The 16,003-nt window shown below is 61.8% G+C and carries 10 protein-coding genes and 2 pseudogenes; 9 read left to right on the top strand and 3 right to left on the bottom strand.

Annotated features, from left to right (window positions below; genetic code table 11):
• Positions 1-379: 379 nt before the first annotated feature.
• The 3 genes and pseudogenes from AC3ISG_RS17460 to AC3ISG_RS17450 form a co-directional block, all read right to left on the bottom strand.
• Positions 380-811: pseudogene (locus AC3ISG_RS17460) on the bottom strand (methyl-accepting chemotaxis protein); the annotation flags it as partial.
• A 105-nt stretch (positions 812-916) separates the two neighbouring features.
• A pseudogene (locus AC3ISG_RS17455) lies at positions 917-1,600 on the bottom strand (PAS domain-containing protein); the annotation flags it as partial.
• A 262-nt stretch (positions 1,601-1,862) separates the two neighbouring features.
• Complete coding sequence (locus AC3ISG_RS17450; protein ID WP_122624779.1) at positions 1,863-2,786, bottom strand: MurR/RpiR family transcriptional regulator; 924 nt, start codon at positions 2,784-2,786, stop codon at positions 1,863-1,865.
• Positions 2,787-3,027: 241 nt separating this feature from the next.
• Here AC3ISG_RS17450 and AC3ISG_RS17445 point away from each other — a divergent pair, with 241 nt between their 5' ends.
• The 9 genes from AC3ISG_RS17445 to AC3ISG_RS17405 all read left to right on the top strand — a co-directional run bounded on the left by AC3ISG_RS17445 (position 3,028) and on the right by AC3ISG_RS17405 (position 15,667).
• Positions 3,028-4,965 carry a bifunctional 5-dehydro-2-deoxygluconokinase/5-dehydro-2-deoxyphosphogluconate aldolase gene (locus AC3ISG_RS17445; protein ID WP_489297552.1) on the top strand — a complete coding sequence of 646 codons (1,938 nt, stop codon included), beginning with the start codon at positions 3,028-3,030 and terminating at the stop codon, positions 4,963-4,965.
• Between the two features lie 60 nt (positions 4,966-5,025).
• Positions 5,026-5,979 carry a myo-inosose-2 dehydratase gene (iolE, locus tag AC3ISG_RS17440; protein WP_489297551.1) on the top strand — a complete coding sequence of 318 codons (954 nt, stop codon included), beginning with the start codon at positions 5,026-5,028 and terminating at the stop codon, positions 5,977-5,979.
• Positions 5,980-5,981: 2 nt separating this feature from the next.
• Positions 5,982-6,791: a 5-deoxy-glucuronate isomerase gene (gene iolB / locus AC3ISG_RS17435; protein ID WP_489297550.1), complete on the top strand. Its 810-nt coding sequence runs from the start codon at positions 5,982-5,984 to the stop codon at positions 6,789-6,791.
• A gap of 27 nt (positions 6,792-6,818) precedes the next feature.
• Positions 6,819-8,318, top strand: a complete 1,500-nt coding sequence (locus AC3ISG_RS17430; RefSeq protein ID WP_489297549.1) for a CoA-acylating methylmalonate-semialdehyde dehydrogenase — start codon at positions 6,819-6,821, stop codon at positions 8,316-8,318.
• Positions 8,319-8,455: 137 nt separating this feature from the next.
• Entirely contained in the window at positions 8,456-10,387 is a 1,932-nt protein-coding gene (gene iolD, locus AC3ISG_RS17425) for a 3D-(3,5/4)-trihydroxycyclohexane-1,2-dione acylhydrolase (decyclizing) (protein ID WP_489297548.1), read from the top strand.
• 31 nt (positions 10,388-10,418) lie between these two features.
• Positions 10,419-11,438 (top strand): Gfo/Idh/MocA family protein, encoded by a 1,020-nt coding sequence (locus AC3ISG_RS17420; RefSeq protein WP_489297547.1) that lies wholly within the window; start codon positions 10,419-10,421, stop codon positions 11,436-11,438.
• A 547-nt stretch (positions 11,439-11,985) separates the two neighbouring features.
• Complete coding sequence (locus AC3ISG_RS17415) at positions 11,986-12,912, top strand: sugar ABC transporter substrate-binding protein (RefSeq protein ID WP_272631090.1); 927 nt, start codon at positions 11,986-11,988, stop codon at positions 12,910-12,912.
• Positions 12,913-12,994: 82 nt separating this feature from the next.
• Entirely contained in the window at positions 12,995-14,563 is a 1,569-nt protein-coding gene (locus AC3ISG_RS17410) for a sugar ABC transporter ATP-binding protein (protein ID WP_272631092.1), read from the top strand.
• Positions 14,564-14,644: 81 nt separating this feature from the next.
• Entirely contained in the window at positions 14,645-15,667 is a 1,023-nt protein-coding gene (locus AC3ISG_RS17405) for an ABC transporter permease (protein WP_122537858.1), read from the top strand.
• Positions 15,668-16,003 lie beyond the last annotated feature (336 nt).

Below are 16,003 nucleotides of genomic sequence, written 5' to 3'. Positions count from 1 at the left end.
CCAGCGCCTGAACTGGCCTCCCCGGCTAAAGCCGGTCCCACAAAAAGCAGCGCGTGCAGTCAGTAGGACCGGCTTCAGCCGGGAAGCTTTTGCTTTTGATCTCATACAGAGAAGGTTCAAACACCGCCAAACGCGACTTTGGTGCAGGCCGAACGCAGACGACGCGGAGTGGGCCGAGCCGCATGGATGCGGCGAGAGCGCCGCTAGGACATGGATGTCCGTTCGGCGCGGGCCCACGGAGCGTCGTCGGAGTGAGGGTACCCTGACGAAGGAAGGGCCCAACCAGGAGCAAGCACCCTTGGTTACTTGGGGTGCTTTTCCAAGTAACTCGCCGAAGGCGAAATGTTTGCCGTTAGGCAAACGCACTTGATCTTAAGGGTCAATCGCGGCCCGCGAACATCCTCACGGCATCCACCGCATCATTCGTCCCCGAGCTGATCTGCACAATCGCATCCCCCGCCTGATCCGCCAGACCCACACCCTTCACCGCCGTACTCCGCGTATTGTCCATACTCACAATCGCCTGCCGCGTCTCGGTCTGAATCACCTGAATCATCTCCGAAATCTCCTGCGTCGAACGGCTTGTGCGTCCCGCCAACTGCCGAACCTCATCGGCCACCACCGCAAAGCCACGGCCCTGATCACCGGCCCGGGCCGCCTCGATCGCCGCATTCAACGCCAGCAAATTCGTCTGATCCGCAATACTGCGAATCGTATTCACAATCGCCGTGATCTGCTCCGACCGCTCACCCAACTGACCAATGATCCGCGACGAATCATCGATATTCTGCGAGATCTGACGCATCTCACTGGCCGCCTGCTGGATCACCAGCGTGCCCTGCTCGGCAAACTTCTGCGTCTGCACCGAAATGTGATACGCCTGCGCAGCGCTGTGGGAATCCTGCTCGTGCTTTTCGATGCGCGCGGTCACGTCCGACGCAAACTTGACCACCTTCCACAGCTTGCCGGCGGCGTCGTACACCGGGTTATAGGACGCTTCCAGCCAGAGCGTCTGGCCGTGCTTGCCGACGCGCTTGAACTGATCGCTGAAAAATTCACCCTTGTTCAACCGACGCCAAAAGTCCTGATACTCGGTGCTTTTGGTGAACTCAGGGGGGCAGAGCAACTTGTGGCTTTTACCCAGCAGCTCTTGCCGGCTGTAGCCCAGCAAGCGCAACAGGTTGTCGTTGGCAGCGATGATCGTGCCGTCCAGGTCGAACTCGATGACTGCCATGGCGCGGTCGATGGCCTGCAGCTTATTGTGGGTTTCACTCTCGGCCTGAAGCTTGGTGGTGACGTCCATCGCGTATTTGACCACCCGGGTGACCTTGCCGTCCGAGTCCCTGACCGGGTTGTAATTGGCCTCCAGCCATACGGTGCTGCCATCGCCCGCCACGCGCTGGAACGTCGACGAGACGAATTCGCCGTTGCGCAGGCGCGACCACAATTGCGCGTACTCGGGGCTGCGGGCGTGCTCCGGCGTGCAGAACATGCGGTGTTCCTTGCCGATGACCTGCTCGGGCCGGTAGCGCATGGTTTTGAAGAAGTTGTCGTTTGCCTTGAGCACCACACCGTTCAGATCGAATTCGATGCTGGCCATAGAGCGATTGATCGCCTCCAGCAGACTGGCCTGATGGGCGACGGTCAGTTGCAGGTCCTGGATGATTTTGTTCTTGGACGAGTCGAAAAACATGATGGCGGCTCAGGCAAATGGATGAGGAGCGGTCCTATCCATGACCTTGCGAGCGCGAGGCAGCTCAGATGCGTGTTCCGTGTGCAGTGCAGCTGATCATCACGCACGTAATGTTAAAAAGCCATAACAAAGTTATACGGTTCGTCGGGTTTGTACAAGTTGTCAGATGTCAGTCATCGAAGCCGGCCTGTTCGGAAATCTCGTCCACCTTCAACTCCAGGCGGTAGGCCACGGCAATGAACAGCGCCTGACACAAACACAGCGTGGCGCTGAGGGAGCGAAATGCAAATGAACTGCCTTCGTTGACGAGCAGCACTGCATTGGCGCGCTTGGCCAGAGGCGACAGATTGCTGTCAGTAATGATCAACGTCTTGGCCTGATGATGCTGGGCGATGCGCAGACAGTGCTGTGTTTCCTTGCCGTAGGGCGTGAAGCTGATGGCGATCACCAGATCGTTGGCGCGTACGCTGCGCATCTGCTCTCGATAACTGCCGCCGAGCCCGGAAATCAGATGGATGCGCTTGTTGGTGTGTTGCAGGTTGTAGACCAGATAGTCGGCGACGGCGAACGAACGTCGTACCCCGACCACGTAGATATTGTCGGCGTTGACCACCAGGTCCACGGCGTTCTCAAAGGCCTCGTCGTCCAGTTCCAGCGCCAGGCGCTCCAGCCCCGACAGGGTGGCGTTTACGCATTCGCGGGCCAGGTCGCCTGCGCTGGCCTTCTGAGATTTGTTGGCGATCATGCTGCGAATGCGTTGCTGGTAGTTCTGCACCGGCGTGGCTTTGTGGGTGTAGGCCTCGCGGAACAGCGCCTGCATTTCGCTGAAGCCGCTGAAGCCGAAGCGCTGGGAGAACCTCACGATGGCGGAAGGATGCACTTCGCATTCCCGAGCGATGTCGCTGATGCGGTCGACCATGATCCGGTCGCTCTGCTGGCTCATGTAGCTGGCAATGCGCTTGAGCTGGCGCGGCAGGCTTTCGTAGTCGGCCGTGATCAACTTGAGCAGTGCATCGGCGGTCTCCGGCGCGGTAACGGCCGTTGCACCGTCGGCTCCGGTATCGAGCGAGCCTGGCTGATCAAGGCTGGACATAAATGCGAATCCTTTGGCGGGGTGTTGCGTTGTGGAGTGTTCAGGACGACAGGCAGGCAGTTTTGCAGGCTGCGACCCGCATTGCAAAGTGGAATAAATATTCCACATGAAAATAATTTAGAAAAATTCATTGATCAAGCCTCGGCGGCGTTCTAGTCTGCACCCACGAACTCGCTTGCAGGCACCTCGCTTTCAAGCGGGTCCACAATCAAATCAATAACAATAAAAGAAGAGGGCCGGCATGGGCCAGACTCGTTTTGCCACTGGGCGTCAGCTGGACGTGATTTGTCTCGGGCGCCTTGGCGTCGATCTCTACGCGCAGCAGATCGGCGCGCGCCTGGAGGACGTGAGCAGTTTCGCCAAATACCTCGGCGGCTCCTCCGCCAACATCGCGTTCGGCACCGCACGGCTGGGCGTGAAGTCGGCCATGCTGACCCGCGTCGGCGACGATCACATGGGCCGGTTTCTGGTGGAATCCCTGGCGCGGGAGGGCTGCGACGTCAGCGGCATCAAAGTCGACAGTGAACGCCTGACCGCCATGGTCCTGCTCGGCATCAAAGACCGCGAAACCTTTCCGCTGGTGTTCTACCGCGAGAACTGCGCCGACATGGCGCTGCAACCCGAAGACATCCACGAAGCGCAGATCGCCTCCAGCAAAGCGCTGCTGATCACCGGCACGCACTTCTCCACCGATCAGGTGTTCCGCGCCAGCAGTCAGGCGCTGGACTACGCCGAAAAACACAACGTCAAACGTGTCCTCGATATCGATTACCGCCCGGTGCTCTGGGGCCTGGCCGGCAAAGCTGACGGCGAGACGCGCTTCGTCGCCAACGACACCGTCAGCCAGCACGTGCAGCGCATCCTGCCGCGCTTCGACCTGATCGTCGGCACCGAAGAAGAATTCCTCATCGCTGGCGGCTCGACCGATTTGCTCAGTGCCTTGCGCCGTGTCCGCGAGCTCAGTGCCGCGACCCTGGTGGTGAAGCTCGGGCCCCAAGGCTGCACGGTGATTCACGGGGCGATACCGGAGAAGCTGGAAGACGGCGCAATTTACCCCGGCGTGCGCGTGGAAGTACTCAATGTGCTGGGCGCGGGCGACGCGTTCATGTCCGGCTTTCTCAAGGGCTGGCTCAACGACGAGAGCGACGAGCGCTGCTGCCAGTTGGCCAATGCCTGCGGCGGTCTGGTGGTGTCGCGCCATGCCTGCGCGCCGGCCATGCCGACGCTGGTCGAGCTGGAATACCTGTTCAACAGCCCGGTGCCGATTACCCGACCCGATCAGGACGCGGTGCTGCAGCGACTGCACCGCGTCAGCGTGCCCCGTCGGGAATGGCAGCCGCTGTTCATCTTCGCCTTCGATCACCGCGGGCAACTGGTAGAACTGGCGCAAAAGGCCGGGCGCGATCCGGCCTGCATCGGCCAGCTCAAGCAGTTGTTCGTTCAGGCGGTGGCCCGGGTCGAGGCCGATTTGCACAAGCGCGGCATTGCCGCTGATGTTGGGGTGCTGGCGGATCAGCGCTTTGGTCAGGATTCGCTGAATGCCGCCAGCGGCCGCGGCTGGTGGGTGGCCCGGCCGGTGGAAGTCCAAGGCTCGCGGCCGCTGGCATTCGAGCATGGGCGTTCGGTCGGCAGCACGCTGCAAAGCTGGCCGCAAGAACAGATCATCAAGTGCCTGGTGCAATACCACCCGGATGACGAGCCTATGCTGCGACTGGAGCAGGAAGCGCAGTTGTTGGGCCTGTATCAGGCGGCGCTGGCCAGCGGTCACGAACTGCTGCTGGAGGTTATCCCGCCCAAGGATCATCCTTCGACTCATCCGGACGTCATCCTTCGTTCTCTCAAGCGCCTCTACAACCTCGGCATTTACCCGGCCTGGTGGAAAATCGAGTCGCAGCCCGCGGAGGTCTGGGAGCAGCTCGACGCGCTGATCCACGAGCGCGATCCGTACTGCCGGGGCGTGGTGTTGCTGGGGCTGAATGCGCCCGCCGAAACCCTCGCGGTCGGCTTTCGTGAGGCGGCCAAAAGCACCACCTGCCGGGGTTTTGCCGTAGGCCGCACGATCTTTCACGAGCCCAGCCGAGCCTGGCTGGAGGGCGAAATCGATGACGCGGACCTGATCACGCGGGTGCAGAGCAATTTCGTTTTCCTGATCGAGTCCTGGCGCGACGCCCGGGCTTGAAGTCAGAACCTGAGGCCTGTGCGTTCAGTTGAACGTGATAACAACAATAAAGGTGCAGCCATGCCCGCTTCTGCAATCCGAATTGGCATCAACCCGATTTCCTGGAGCAACGACGACCTGCCGGCCCTCGGCGGCGAAACGCCTCTGAGCACTGCGCTCAGTGAGGGCAAGGAGATTGGCTATGAGGGCTTCGAGCTCAACGGCAAATTCCCGAAGACCGCTCAAGGCGTGGCCGATGTGTTGCGCCCGTATGACCTGGCGCTGGTGTCAGGCTGGTATTCCGGTCGACTCGCCAGCCGCTCGGCGGCCGAAGAAATCGACGCCATCGCCAGTCACGTCGAACTGCTTAAACACAACGGCGCCTCGGTGCTGGTCTATGGCGAAGTGGCCGATTCGATTCAGGGCCAGCGTATCCGGCTGGTCGAGCGGCCGCGCTTCCACAGCGCCAGCGCCTGGCAGGCCTACGCCGACAAGCTAACAGAGCTGGCCCGGTTTACGTTGTCCCATGGCGTGCGTCTGGCCTATCACCACCACATGGGCGCGTACGTGGAATCGCCGCAGGACATCGACACGCTGATGGCCCTGACTGGCGATGAAGTCGGCCTGCTGTTCGATTCCGGCCACTGCTATATGGGCGGCGGCGAACCGCTGCAGTTGCTGAGCCAGCACATTGATCGCGTCTGCCATGTGCATTTCAAGGACGTGCGCAAGCCGGTGGTGCAGCTGGCGCGCAACAACTTGTGGAGCTTTCCGGACTGCATCGTCAACGGCACCTTCACCGTGCCCGGCGATGGCGACATCGATTTCGCCGCGCTGCTGGACGTGTTGATGCAGGCCGGTTACCAGGGCTGGCTGGTGGTCGAGGCGGAACAGGACCCGGCCGTCGCGCCGAGTTATGCCTACGCGAAGAAGGGCTATGAAACCCTGCGCACGCTGCTGGCCGCCGCGCAGGTGAATGACGTGGCTAACCAACAGAACGCACTTCAACAACCCCTTGAACAGAGGAGCCTGTGAACATGAATCTCTTGGTCAAGAGCAGGGCCGAAGGGCGCGACGTGGTCGCGCTGGCCGACGGCGTGCTGACGTACGTCGGCTTCTCCGCCCACCGATTGAGCGTCGGCGAACGGTTGCCAGTGAGTACGGGCGACAAGGAAATCTGCCTGGTGCTGCTCAGCGGCCGCATCAGCGTCAGCGGCGAGGCGCCGGGGCAGGGCGGTTTCAACTGGGAAAACCTCGGCGATCGGCAATCCGTGTTCGAGGACAAATCGCCCTTCGCCGTGTACCTGCCACCGGGCAGTCAGGCCGAAGTCACGGCGTTGAGCGCGGTGCAGATTGCCGTGTGCGCCGCGCCAGGCGATGCGTCCAAAGACCTGCCGGCGCGCGTGATCACTCCCGACACGATGAAACGCAGCGTGCGCGGCCGGGCGGCCAACACCCGTTACGTCTGCGACATCCTTCCCGATTCCGAACCGGCGCATTCGCTGCTGGTGGTGGAAGTGCGCACGCCCTCGGGCCACTCGTCGAGCTACCCGCCGCACAAGCACGACACAGATGATTTACCCCACCAGAGCTTTCTCGAAGAAACCTATTACCATCAGGTCAACCCGCCCCAGGGCTATGTGTTCCAGCGCGTGTACACCGACGATCGCAGCATCGATCAGGCCATGGCCGTGGAGAACAATGACCTGGTCACGGTGCCCAAGGGCTATCACCCGGTCAGCGTGCCGTACGGTTACGAGTCCTATTATTTGAACGTGATGGCCGGGCCGAAGCGCGCCTGGCAATTCCATAACGATCCGCAGCACAGTTGGCTGCTCGACTTGTAATTCCCCGCTTATTTTAAGGAGCCCGCAATGAGCACTGCCCCAATCATCGGCCACTACATCAATGGCCAGATTCACGACAGCGCCGAGCGTTTCAGTGATGTGTTCAATCCGGCCACTGGCGCCGTGCAGGCGCGGGTGGCGCTGGCGGAGCTGAAGACCGTTGATGAAGCCGTCGCCGCGGCCCAGGCGGCGTTTCCCGCGTGGGCGGATCAGTCGTCCCTGCGGCGTGCGCGGGTGATGTTCAAATTCAAGGAATTGCTCGACCAGCACCATGACGAGCTGGCCGCCATGATCTGCCGCGAGCACGGCAAGGTGTTTTCCGATGCCAAGGGCGAAGTGGTCCGTGGCATCGAGATCGTCGAGTTCGCCTGTGGCGCGCCGAGCCTGTTGAAAAGCGACTACAGCGACAATATCGGTGGCGGCATCGACAACTGGAACCTGCGTCAGCCACTGGGGGTTTGCGCCGGCGTCACGCCGTTCAACTTCCCGGTGATGGTGCCGCTGTGGATGATTCCCATGGCGCTGGTCACCGGTAACTGCTTCATCCTCAAACCGTCCGAGCGCGACCCGTCGGCGAGCCTGTTGATGGCGCAGCTGTTGAAACAGGCGGGCCTGCCGGACGGCGTGTTCAACGTCGTGCAGGGCGACAAGGTGGCCGTGGATGCGCTGCTGCAACACAAGGGCATCGAGGCGATTTCATTTGTCGGCTCCACGCCCATCGCCGAATACATTCACCAACAGGGCACGGCCCACGGCAAGCGGGTGCAGGCCCTCGGCGGTGCGAAAAACCACATGATCGTCATGCCCGATGCCGACCTGGATCAGGCCGCCGACGCATTGATCGGCGCGGCCTACGGTTCGGCCGGCGAGCGCTGCATGGCGATCTCCATTGCTGTGGTGGTAGGAGACGTGGGGCAGAAACTCATCGACAAACTGCTGCCGCGCATCGATGCGCTCAAGGTCGGCAACGGCATGACCGCCGATTCGGACATGGGCCCGCTGGTGACCGCGGTGCACAAGGCCAAGGTCGAGGGCTACATCGCCCAGGGCGTGCAGGAGGGCGCGAAGCTGATCGTCGACGGGCGCAACTTCACCGTGCCGGGTGCGGAGCAGGGCTTCTTCGTCGGCGCCACGCTGTTCGATGAGGTAATGCCGGAGATGACTATTTATAAGGAAGAAATCTTCGGGCCGGTGCTGGGCATCGTCCACGTGCCGGATTTCGCCTCGGCGGTCGAGCTGATCAACGCCCACGAATTCGGCAACGGCGTGTCGTGCTTCACCAGCGACGGCGGGATCGCCCGGGCGTTCGCGCGCAACATCAAGGTCGGCATGGTGGGCATCAACGTGCCGATCCCGGTGCCGATGGCCTGGCATTCGTTTGGCGGCTGGAAGCGCTCACTGTTCGGCGATCACCATGCCTACGGCGAAGAAGGCCTGCGCTTTTACAGCCGCTACAAGAGCGTCATGCAGCGCTGGCCGGACAGCATCGCCAAGGGCGCCGAATTCAGCATGCCGACGGCGAAGTAGAGAATTTGCGCTGACCGTCTGCCGCACGCGGTCACTCCCACAGGAATCATCGCTGAGTCTGAATATTCAGCTGAGTCAGCCAACTCGCCAACCGCGCCCTAGGCTTTCATCACCGCCAATAACAACAAGGTGCAAGCATGACCACGACTCGATTGACCATGGCCCAGGCCCTGGTGAAGTTTCTCGATAACCAGTACGTCGAGGTCGACGGCGTGCAGAGCAAGTTCGTCGCCGGAGTGTTCACCATTTTTGGTCACGGCAACGTCCTTGGCCTGGGCCAAGCGCTGGAGCAGGACAGCGGCGACCTCATCGTGCATCAAGGGCGCAACGAACAGGGCATGTGCCACGCCGCCATGGGTTTTGCCAAGCAACACCTGCGGCGCAAGATCTACGCCTGCAGCTCATCGGTCGGCCCCGGCGCCGCCAACATGATCACCGCCGCGGCCACCGCGTCGGCCAACCGCATTCCGCTGCTGTTGCTGCCCGGCGATGTCTACGCCAGTCGCCAGCCCGATCCGGTGCTGCAACAGATCGAGCAGTTCCACGACCTCAGCATCAGCACCAACGACGCCTTCAAGGCCGTCAGTAAATACTGGGATCGCATCAATCGCCCCGAGCAACTGATGAGCGCGGCCCTCAACGCCATGCGCGTGCTCACCGACCCTGCCGAAACCGGCGCGGTCACGCTGGCGCTGCCCCAGGACGTGCAGGCCGAAGCCTACGATTACCCCGATTCATTCCTGCAGAAACGTGTGCACCGCATCGACCGCCGTCCGCCCACCGAGGCGATGCTCAGCGACGCCGTGGCGCTTCTCAAAGGCAAGCGCAAACCGCTGCTGATCTGTGGCGGCGGGGTGCGCTATTCCGGCGCGGCTGCAGAGTTGCAGGCGTTCGCCGAGCGCTTCGGCATTCCGTTCAGCGAAACCCAGGCGGGCAAAAGCGCCATCGTCTCCGCCCATCCGCTGAACATGGGCGGTATCGGCGAGACCGGCAGCCTGGCGGCCAATACCCTGGCGCGAGAAGCAGACCTGATCATTGGCGTCGGCACCCGTTACAGCGACTTCACGACCGGCTCGAAATCCCTTTTTCAAAACCCTGACGTGCAGTTCCTCAACCTCAACGTCGGCGCCTTCGATGTGCAGAAGCTCGATGGCGTGCAGGTGCTGGCCGACGCGCGCCTGGCGCTGCAGTCGTTGGCGAGTCAGTTGGGCGACTACCGCGCGCAATGGGGCGAGCAGCCGCGAGAGGCGAGGGCCGCCCTGGACGCGGAAGTGGATCGGCTGTACGCCGTGGAATACCAGACCGAAGATTTCGAGCCGGAAGTCAGCGGCCATCTCGACCCCCAGGTGCTGCGCGATTTCATCGAAATGACCGGTTCGTGCCTGACCCAGAGCCGGGTGCTGGGGGTGCTCAACCAGCAATTGCCCGCGGACGCGGTGATCGTCGCGGCGGCCGGCAGTCTGCCCGGCGACTTGCAGCGGGCCTGGCGCAGCACCAGTGTCGAGAGTTATCACGTCGAGTACGGCTATTCCTGCATGGGCTACGAGGTCAACGCCGCATTGGGCGTGAAAATGGCGGCGCCGACGCGTGAGGTGTACGCGCTGGTCGGCGACGGTTCCTACATGATGCTGCACTCGGAGCTGGCCACGTCGATTCAGGAACGGCGCAAGATCAACGTGGTGCTGCTCGACAACATGGCCTTCGGCTGCATCAACAATTTGCAGATGGGCAACGGCATGGGCAGTTTCGGCACCGAGTTCCGGTATCGCAATCCCGAGACCGGTCAGCTGGATGGCGACTTCGTGCCGGTGGATTTCGCCATGAGTGCCGCGGCCTATGGCTGCAAGACGTACAAAGTCAGCAACGCCCGGGAGCTGGAAGCGGCACTGGCCGATGCCCGCACGCAGACCGTTTCGACGCTGATCGACATCAAGGTGCTGCCGAAAACCATGATCCATGGCTACCTGTCGTGGTGGCGCGTGGGCGTGGCGCAGGTCTCGACCACAGGCACGACTGCCGAAGCGTACGAGCGACAAAAAACGGCGTTGGCCAAGGCCCGTCAGTATTGAACAGGCTCCAGCAGGAACAGGAATTCCACACATGAAAATCGGACTCATCGGCTACGGCAAAGGCGGGCGCTACTTTCACGCGCCGCTGATTGCTAGCCAGCCCGGCGTGACGTTTGCCGGCGTGGTCACCCGTTCGCCGGAACGCCGTCAGGACCTGCGCAACGACTACCCCAAGGTCCCGGCCTTCGACAGCCTGGCCGATCTGGTCGCCGCCGGTGTCGATGCGGTGGTGATCTCGACGCCGCTGGCTTCCCGGCGTGCATTGATTCTTGAGGCCATTGAGCTCGGCGTCCCCGTGGTCAGCGACAAGCCGTTCGCGCCGGATGCCCAGGCTGCAAAAGAGCTGGTGGACGCCGCCGAACGCCGAGGCGTGCTGTTGGGCGTGTACCAGAATCGTCGCTGGGACTCCGACTTCCTCACCGTGCGCAAGCTGATCGATCAGGGTGTTCTCGGCAACGTCAGCCGCTTCGAGTCGCGGGTCGAGCGCTACTCGCCTTCCTCCGTGGGCAAGGAGAGCGGCGGCGGTATTCTCCGCGATCTCGGCAGCCATCTGGTGGACCAGGCGCTGCTGCTGTTCGGGCCGGTGAAACGGGTGTACGCCGAGCTTGAGTTCGCGACGCCTGAGCAAAAGATCGATCACGGTTTCTTTATTTCCCTGACCCATGCCAACGGCGTGGTTTCGCACCTCTGGGGCAACTGCCTGCAAAACGCCCAGGGCCCGCGATTTCGGGTCAATGGTTCACGGGGCTGCTATACCGTGGAGGGCCTTGACGGTCAGGAAGCTGCTGCGCTGGCCGGGTTGTCTCCCCGATCCGAAGGCGAGCGCTGGGGCGTGGAAGAACATCGACGCTGGGGCTGGTTTGAGCAGGGCGAGCACCGCGAGCGGGTCCCGTCGGAGCGTGGCTGCTGGACCGAGTTTTACCGGCAGTTGCAAGACGCGGTGATGAATCAGGGGCGTAATCCGGTGGATGCCAACGATGCGGTGGCCTCGGCCAGGGTGCTGGATGCTGCGAGGACTAGCGCAATGGAGGGCCGGGTGGTGATGCTGTAAAAAGCGCACGCGGGTGCCCTGTGAGGCACTGCGCCACACCCTCCGATAGTTCGGACGTGGCGCATCAAAACGAAAATAGAAATTAATTCTAAAAGCTGTTGAAGTAGAAATTATTTTCCAATAGAGTCCTTTCCAGGTTGCCGATTCTCGCCGTCAGCGCCTGAGGTCGGGTCTTCCGGCAGCAGGCCGAACGAGCGACACAAAAACAAGAAAGCCAATCGCAGACAGGTACCGCCGATGAATATCTTCAAATCAGCCGCCAAGGCTTGCCGTCCCTTCTTACTCGCGCTTCCCGCCCTTCGCCACGCTGCTTCCCACGCAGCTTCCCGCACGCTGGGCAACGCAGCCCCCGCGTTCGAATCCGCCCTCGAAACCATCGCCCGCGTGCTCTGCGTTCAAAGCCGCGGCGTTGTGGTGTGCGGGGCATCGGGCGGGTCGGTCGCGCACCTTGCAGACACGGCGCCAACCGCTCCGCGCTAAGTCTCAGCACCTCCAGCAGTCGTCAGCCCTGCCATTACAACAACAAGAATCTGGAGACAGACCGTTCATGAATACCCAAGTCCGTTTTACCTCACTCGCCCTGGCCCTGATGCTGAGCAGCGGCGCCGCCCTGGCCGCCGACCTGAAGATCGGCGTGTCCATGTCGCAGTTCGATGACACCTACCTGACCTACATGCGCGAGGACATGGACAAGAAAGTCAAAGCCATGGGCGGCGTCGACCTGCAGTTTGTCGATGGCCGCAATGACGTGAACAAACAGCTCGATCAGGTGCAGGAGCTGATTGGCAAGAAGGTCGACGCACTGATCGTCAACCCCGTCGACACCGAAGCGACCAACCGCATCACCAAGATGGCCACAGCGGCCGGCATTCCGCTGGTTTACGTCAACCGCCGCCCGGACGATCCGAAGCTGCCTGCAGGCGTCGCCTCCGTGACCTCCGACGACAAAGAAGCCGGGCGCATGCAGATGGAATACCTGGCCAAGAAAATGGACGGCAAAGGCAACGTCGTCATCTTGCTCGGTGAACTGGCCAACAACTCGACCCGCGACCGCACCGCAGGGGTCAAGGAAGTCCTGAAAAACTACCCCAATATCAAGGTGACCCAGGAGCAGACCGGCGCCTGGCAGCGGCAGAAAGGCATGGACGTTACCAATGACTGGCTGACCCAGGGCGGCGATTTCAAAGCGGTCATCTCCAACAACGACGAAATGGCCATCGGCGCCGCCATGGCCCTGAAGCAGGCGGGCAAAAAGGGTGAGGTATTTGTGGCCGGTGTCGACGGCACGCCGGACGGCCTGAGCGCTGTCAGGAAAGGCGACCTCTCGGTCTCGGTGTTTCAGGACGCCAAGGGACAGGGTGAGGGCGCGATTGATGCGGCCGTGAAACTGGCGAAGAAGGAAACGCTGCCCGAACAGGCCATCGTGATTCCCTTCAAGCTGATAACGCCGGACAACGTCAACACCTTCAAATAACCGCTCACCTCACAACGACTGACACGCGGCAGAGCATCCCCTCCGTGCTGCTGCCGCCCTGTCACTCGAGGAGCCTGTGACCATGTTCGCTTCCGCTTCCGCAACCTCTTCGGCCCCAACCAATCCGCCCGTTTCCGGGACGGCGGACGACGCCGAGCATCCCTATCTGCTGGAAATCACCAACATCAGCAAGGGCTTCCCCGGGGTGGTGGCACTGGACAACGTGCAACTGCGCGTGCGGCCCGGCAGCGTGCTGGCGCTGATGGGCGAGAACGGCGCGGGCAAGTCCACGCTGATGAAGATCATCGCCGGCATCTACCAGCCCGACACCGGCGAAATCCGCCTGCGCGGCAAACCGGTGGTGTTCCAGTCGCCACTGGCGGCGCTGCAATCGGGCATCGCGATGATCCATCAGGAACTCAACCTGATGCCGCACATGAGCATCGCCGAGAACATCTGGATCGGCCGTGAGCAGCTCAACGGCCTGCACATGGTCGATCACCGCGCGATGCATCGCTGCACGGAAGAATTGCTCGAACGCCTGCGCATCAACCTCGATCCGGAAGAAATGGTCGGCAACCTGAGCATCGCCGAACGGCAGATGGTCGAGATCGCCAAGGCCGTTTCCTACGACTCCGACGTGCTGATCATGGACGAGCCGACGTCCGCCATCACCGAGACGGAGGTGGCCCACCTGTTTTCGATCATTGCCGACCTGCGCGCCCAGGGAAAGGGCATCATCTACATCACCCACAAGATGAACGAAGTGTTCGCCATCGCCGATGAAGTGGCGGTGTTCCGCGACGGCGCCTACATCGGCCTGCAGCGGGCCGACAGCATGAACGGCGACAGCCTGATTTCGATGATGGTTGGCCGTGAACTGACTCAGCTGTTTCCCGAACGCGACCAGCCCGTGGGCAAGTTGCTGCTGTCGGTTCGCGACCTGTCGCTCGACGGCGTGTTCGAAGGCGTGTCGTTCGACCTCCACGCTGGCGAAGTGCTGGGCATCGCGGGCCTCATGGGCTCGGGGCGCACCAACGTCGCCGAAACGCTCTTCGGCATCACCCCGAGCACCCGCGGGGAAATTCTCCTCGACGGGACGCCAATCCGCGTCAGCGACCCGCACTTCGCCATCGAGAGAGGCTTTGCGCTGCTCACCGAAGACCGCAAGCTCAGCGGCTTGTTTCCGTGCCTGTCGGTGCTGGAAAACATGGAAATGGCGGTGCTGCCCCATTACGTGGGCAACGGCTTTGTCCATCAGAAAGCCCTGCGCGTGCTGTGCGAAGACATGTGCAAAAAACTGCGGGTGAAGACGCCGTCCCTGGAGCAGTGCATCGATACGCTGTCCGGCGGCAATCAGCAGAAGGCGCTGCTGGCGCGCTGGCTGATGACCAACCCGCGGGTGCTGATCCTCGATGAGCCCACCCGCGGCATCGATGTCGGCGCCAAGGCCGAGATTTACCGGCTGATTTCCCTGCTCGCCAGCGAAGGCATGGCGGTCATCATGATTTCTTCCGAGCTGCCGGAAGTGCTGGGCATGAGCGACCGGGTCATGGTTATGCACGAAGGCGAAATGATGGGCACCCTCGACCGCGCCGAGGCCACTCAGGAACGGGTCATGCATTTGGCGTCCGGAAACCCTGTTCACTGAATTTCGGGCTGTTGAAGCTCCAATTCGAGCACTGCGCCAGGACCCAGTCGGGTCGAAAAAGAACAAGAGGCACACATGAAGATGAACGCGATACTGGAAAACAAACCCGCGCTGGCGCCCCGCAAGCACAAGCGCCGGCTGCCCACCGAACTGAGCATTTTCCTGGTGCTGATCGGCATTGGCCTGATTTTCGAGCTGTTCGGCTGGATCGTCCGCGATCAGAGCTTTCTGATGAACTCCCAGCGGCTGGTGCTGATGATTCTGCAGGTGTCGATCATCGGCCTGCTGGCCATCGGCGTGACCCAAGTCATCATCACCACCGGCATCGACTTGTCGTCAGGCTCGGTGCTGGCGCTGTCGGCGATGATTGCCGCCAGCCTGGCGCAGTCGTCGGACTACACCCGCGCGGTGTTTCCGTCGCTGACCGATCTGCCGGTGTGGGCGCCGGTGATCGCGGGGCTCGGGGTGGGGCTGCTCGCCGGTGCGATCAACGGCAGCATTATCGCCATCACCGGCATCCCGCCATTCATTGCCACACTGGGGATGATGGTCTCGGCGCGGGGCCTGGCCCGCTACTACACCGGTGGTCAGCCGGTGAGCATGCTGAATGATTCCTACACGGCGATCGGCCAGGGCGCCATGCCTGTCATCATCTTTCTGGTGGTGGCGGTGATTTTTCACATCGCCCTGCGTTACACCAAGTACGGCAAATACACCTACGCCATCGGCGGCAACATGCAGGCGGCGCGTACCTCGGGGATCAACGTCAAGCGTCACCTGATCATCGTCTACAGCATCGCCGGTCTGTTGGCAGGGCTGGCCGGGGTGGTGGCGTCGGCGCGGGCAGCCACCGGGCAGGCCGGCATGGGCGTTTCCTACGAACTGGACGCCATTGCGGCTGCGGTCATCGGCGGCACGAGCCTGGCCGGGGGCGTCGGGCGGATCACCGGCACGGTCATCGGCGCCTTGATTCTCGGTGTCATGGCCAGCGGCTTTACCTTCGTCGGCGTCGATGCCTATGTCCAGGACATCATCAAGGGCCTGATCATCGTCGTCGCCGTGGTTATCGATCAGTACCGCAACAAGCGCAAGCTCAAGCGCTAAGCTATAGACGTGCTGCTTAAAGGGCCAGATATCAGGCCCTTTTCGTTTTTCATCGGTTTGAACCGATCACGCAATGGCCGGTCAGACACCATCTGCCGCTTTTCGAGCGCACCCCGACCGGGCGAGCACGCGTTGAAATCCCGGCGCGACCCAATGCCACCGGGTATTCAAACCCTTGTTGGACGAATCCTGATCAATTATGTTGCCGAGTACCGAACCCGGCCTTAGACTGCCGCCCCTCGTAAATTGAGTGCCAAGCGGCGCTTCGAGACTACGGCGCTCTTTATGCCAGGTTGAGGCGCACCTTTGAGATCGCCTTAATGCACGTTTTTTTAT

This window comes from Pseudomonas sp. GL_135 (assembly GCF_057834665.1).
The sequence above is the reverse complement of the archived record's forward strand: the minus strand, read 5'-3'. Positions and strand labels throughout refer to the sequence as shown.

Bases quoted from the DNA above. Each gene is read 5' to 3' on its own strand.
- AC3ISG_RS17415 (WP_272631090.1), top strand. From the start codon at position 11,986: ATGAATACCCAAGTCCGTTTTACCTCACTCGCCCTGGCCCTGATGCTG.
- iolD (WP_489297548.1), top strand. From the start codon at position 8,456: ATGACCACGACTCGATTGACCATGGCCCAGGCCCTGGTGAAGTTTCTC.
- AC3ISG_RS17405 (WP_122537858.1), top strand. From the start codon at position 14,645: ATGAACGCGATACTGGAAAACAAACCCGCGCTGGCGCCCCGCAAGCAC.
- AC3ISG_RS17450 (WP_122624779.1), bottom strand. From the start codon at position 2,786: ATGTCCAGCCTTGATCAGCCAGGCTCGCTCGATACCGGAGCCGACGGT.
- AC3ISG_RS17420 (WP_489297547.1), top strand. From the start codon at position 10,419: ATGAAAATCGGACTCATCGGCTACGGCAAAGGCGGGCGCTACTTTCAC.
- AC3ISG_RS17430 (WP_489297549.1), top strand. From the start codon at position 6,819: ATGAGCACTGCCCCAATCATCGGCCACTACATCAATGGCCAGATTCAC.
- iolB (WP_489297550.1), top strand. From the start codon at position 5,982: ATGAATCTCTTGGTCAAGAGCAGGGCCGAAGGGCGCGACGTGGTCGCG.
- AC3ISG_RS17410 (WP_272631092.1), top strand. From the start codon at position 12,995: ATGTTCGCTTCCGCTTCCGCAACCTCTTCGGCCCCAACCAATCCGCCC.
- iolE (WP_489297551.1), top strand. From the start codon at position 5,026: ATGCCCGCTTCTGCAATCCGAATTGGCATCAACCCGATTTCCTGGAGC.
- AC3ISG_RS17445 (WP_489297552.1), top strand. From the start codon at position 3,028: ATGGGCCAGACTCGTTTTGCCACTGGGCGTCAGCTGGACGTGATTTGT.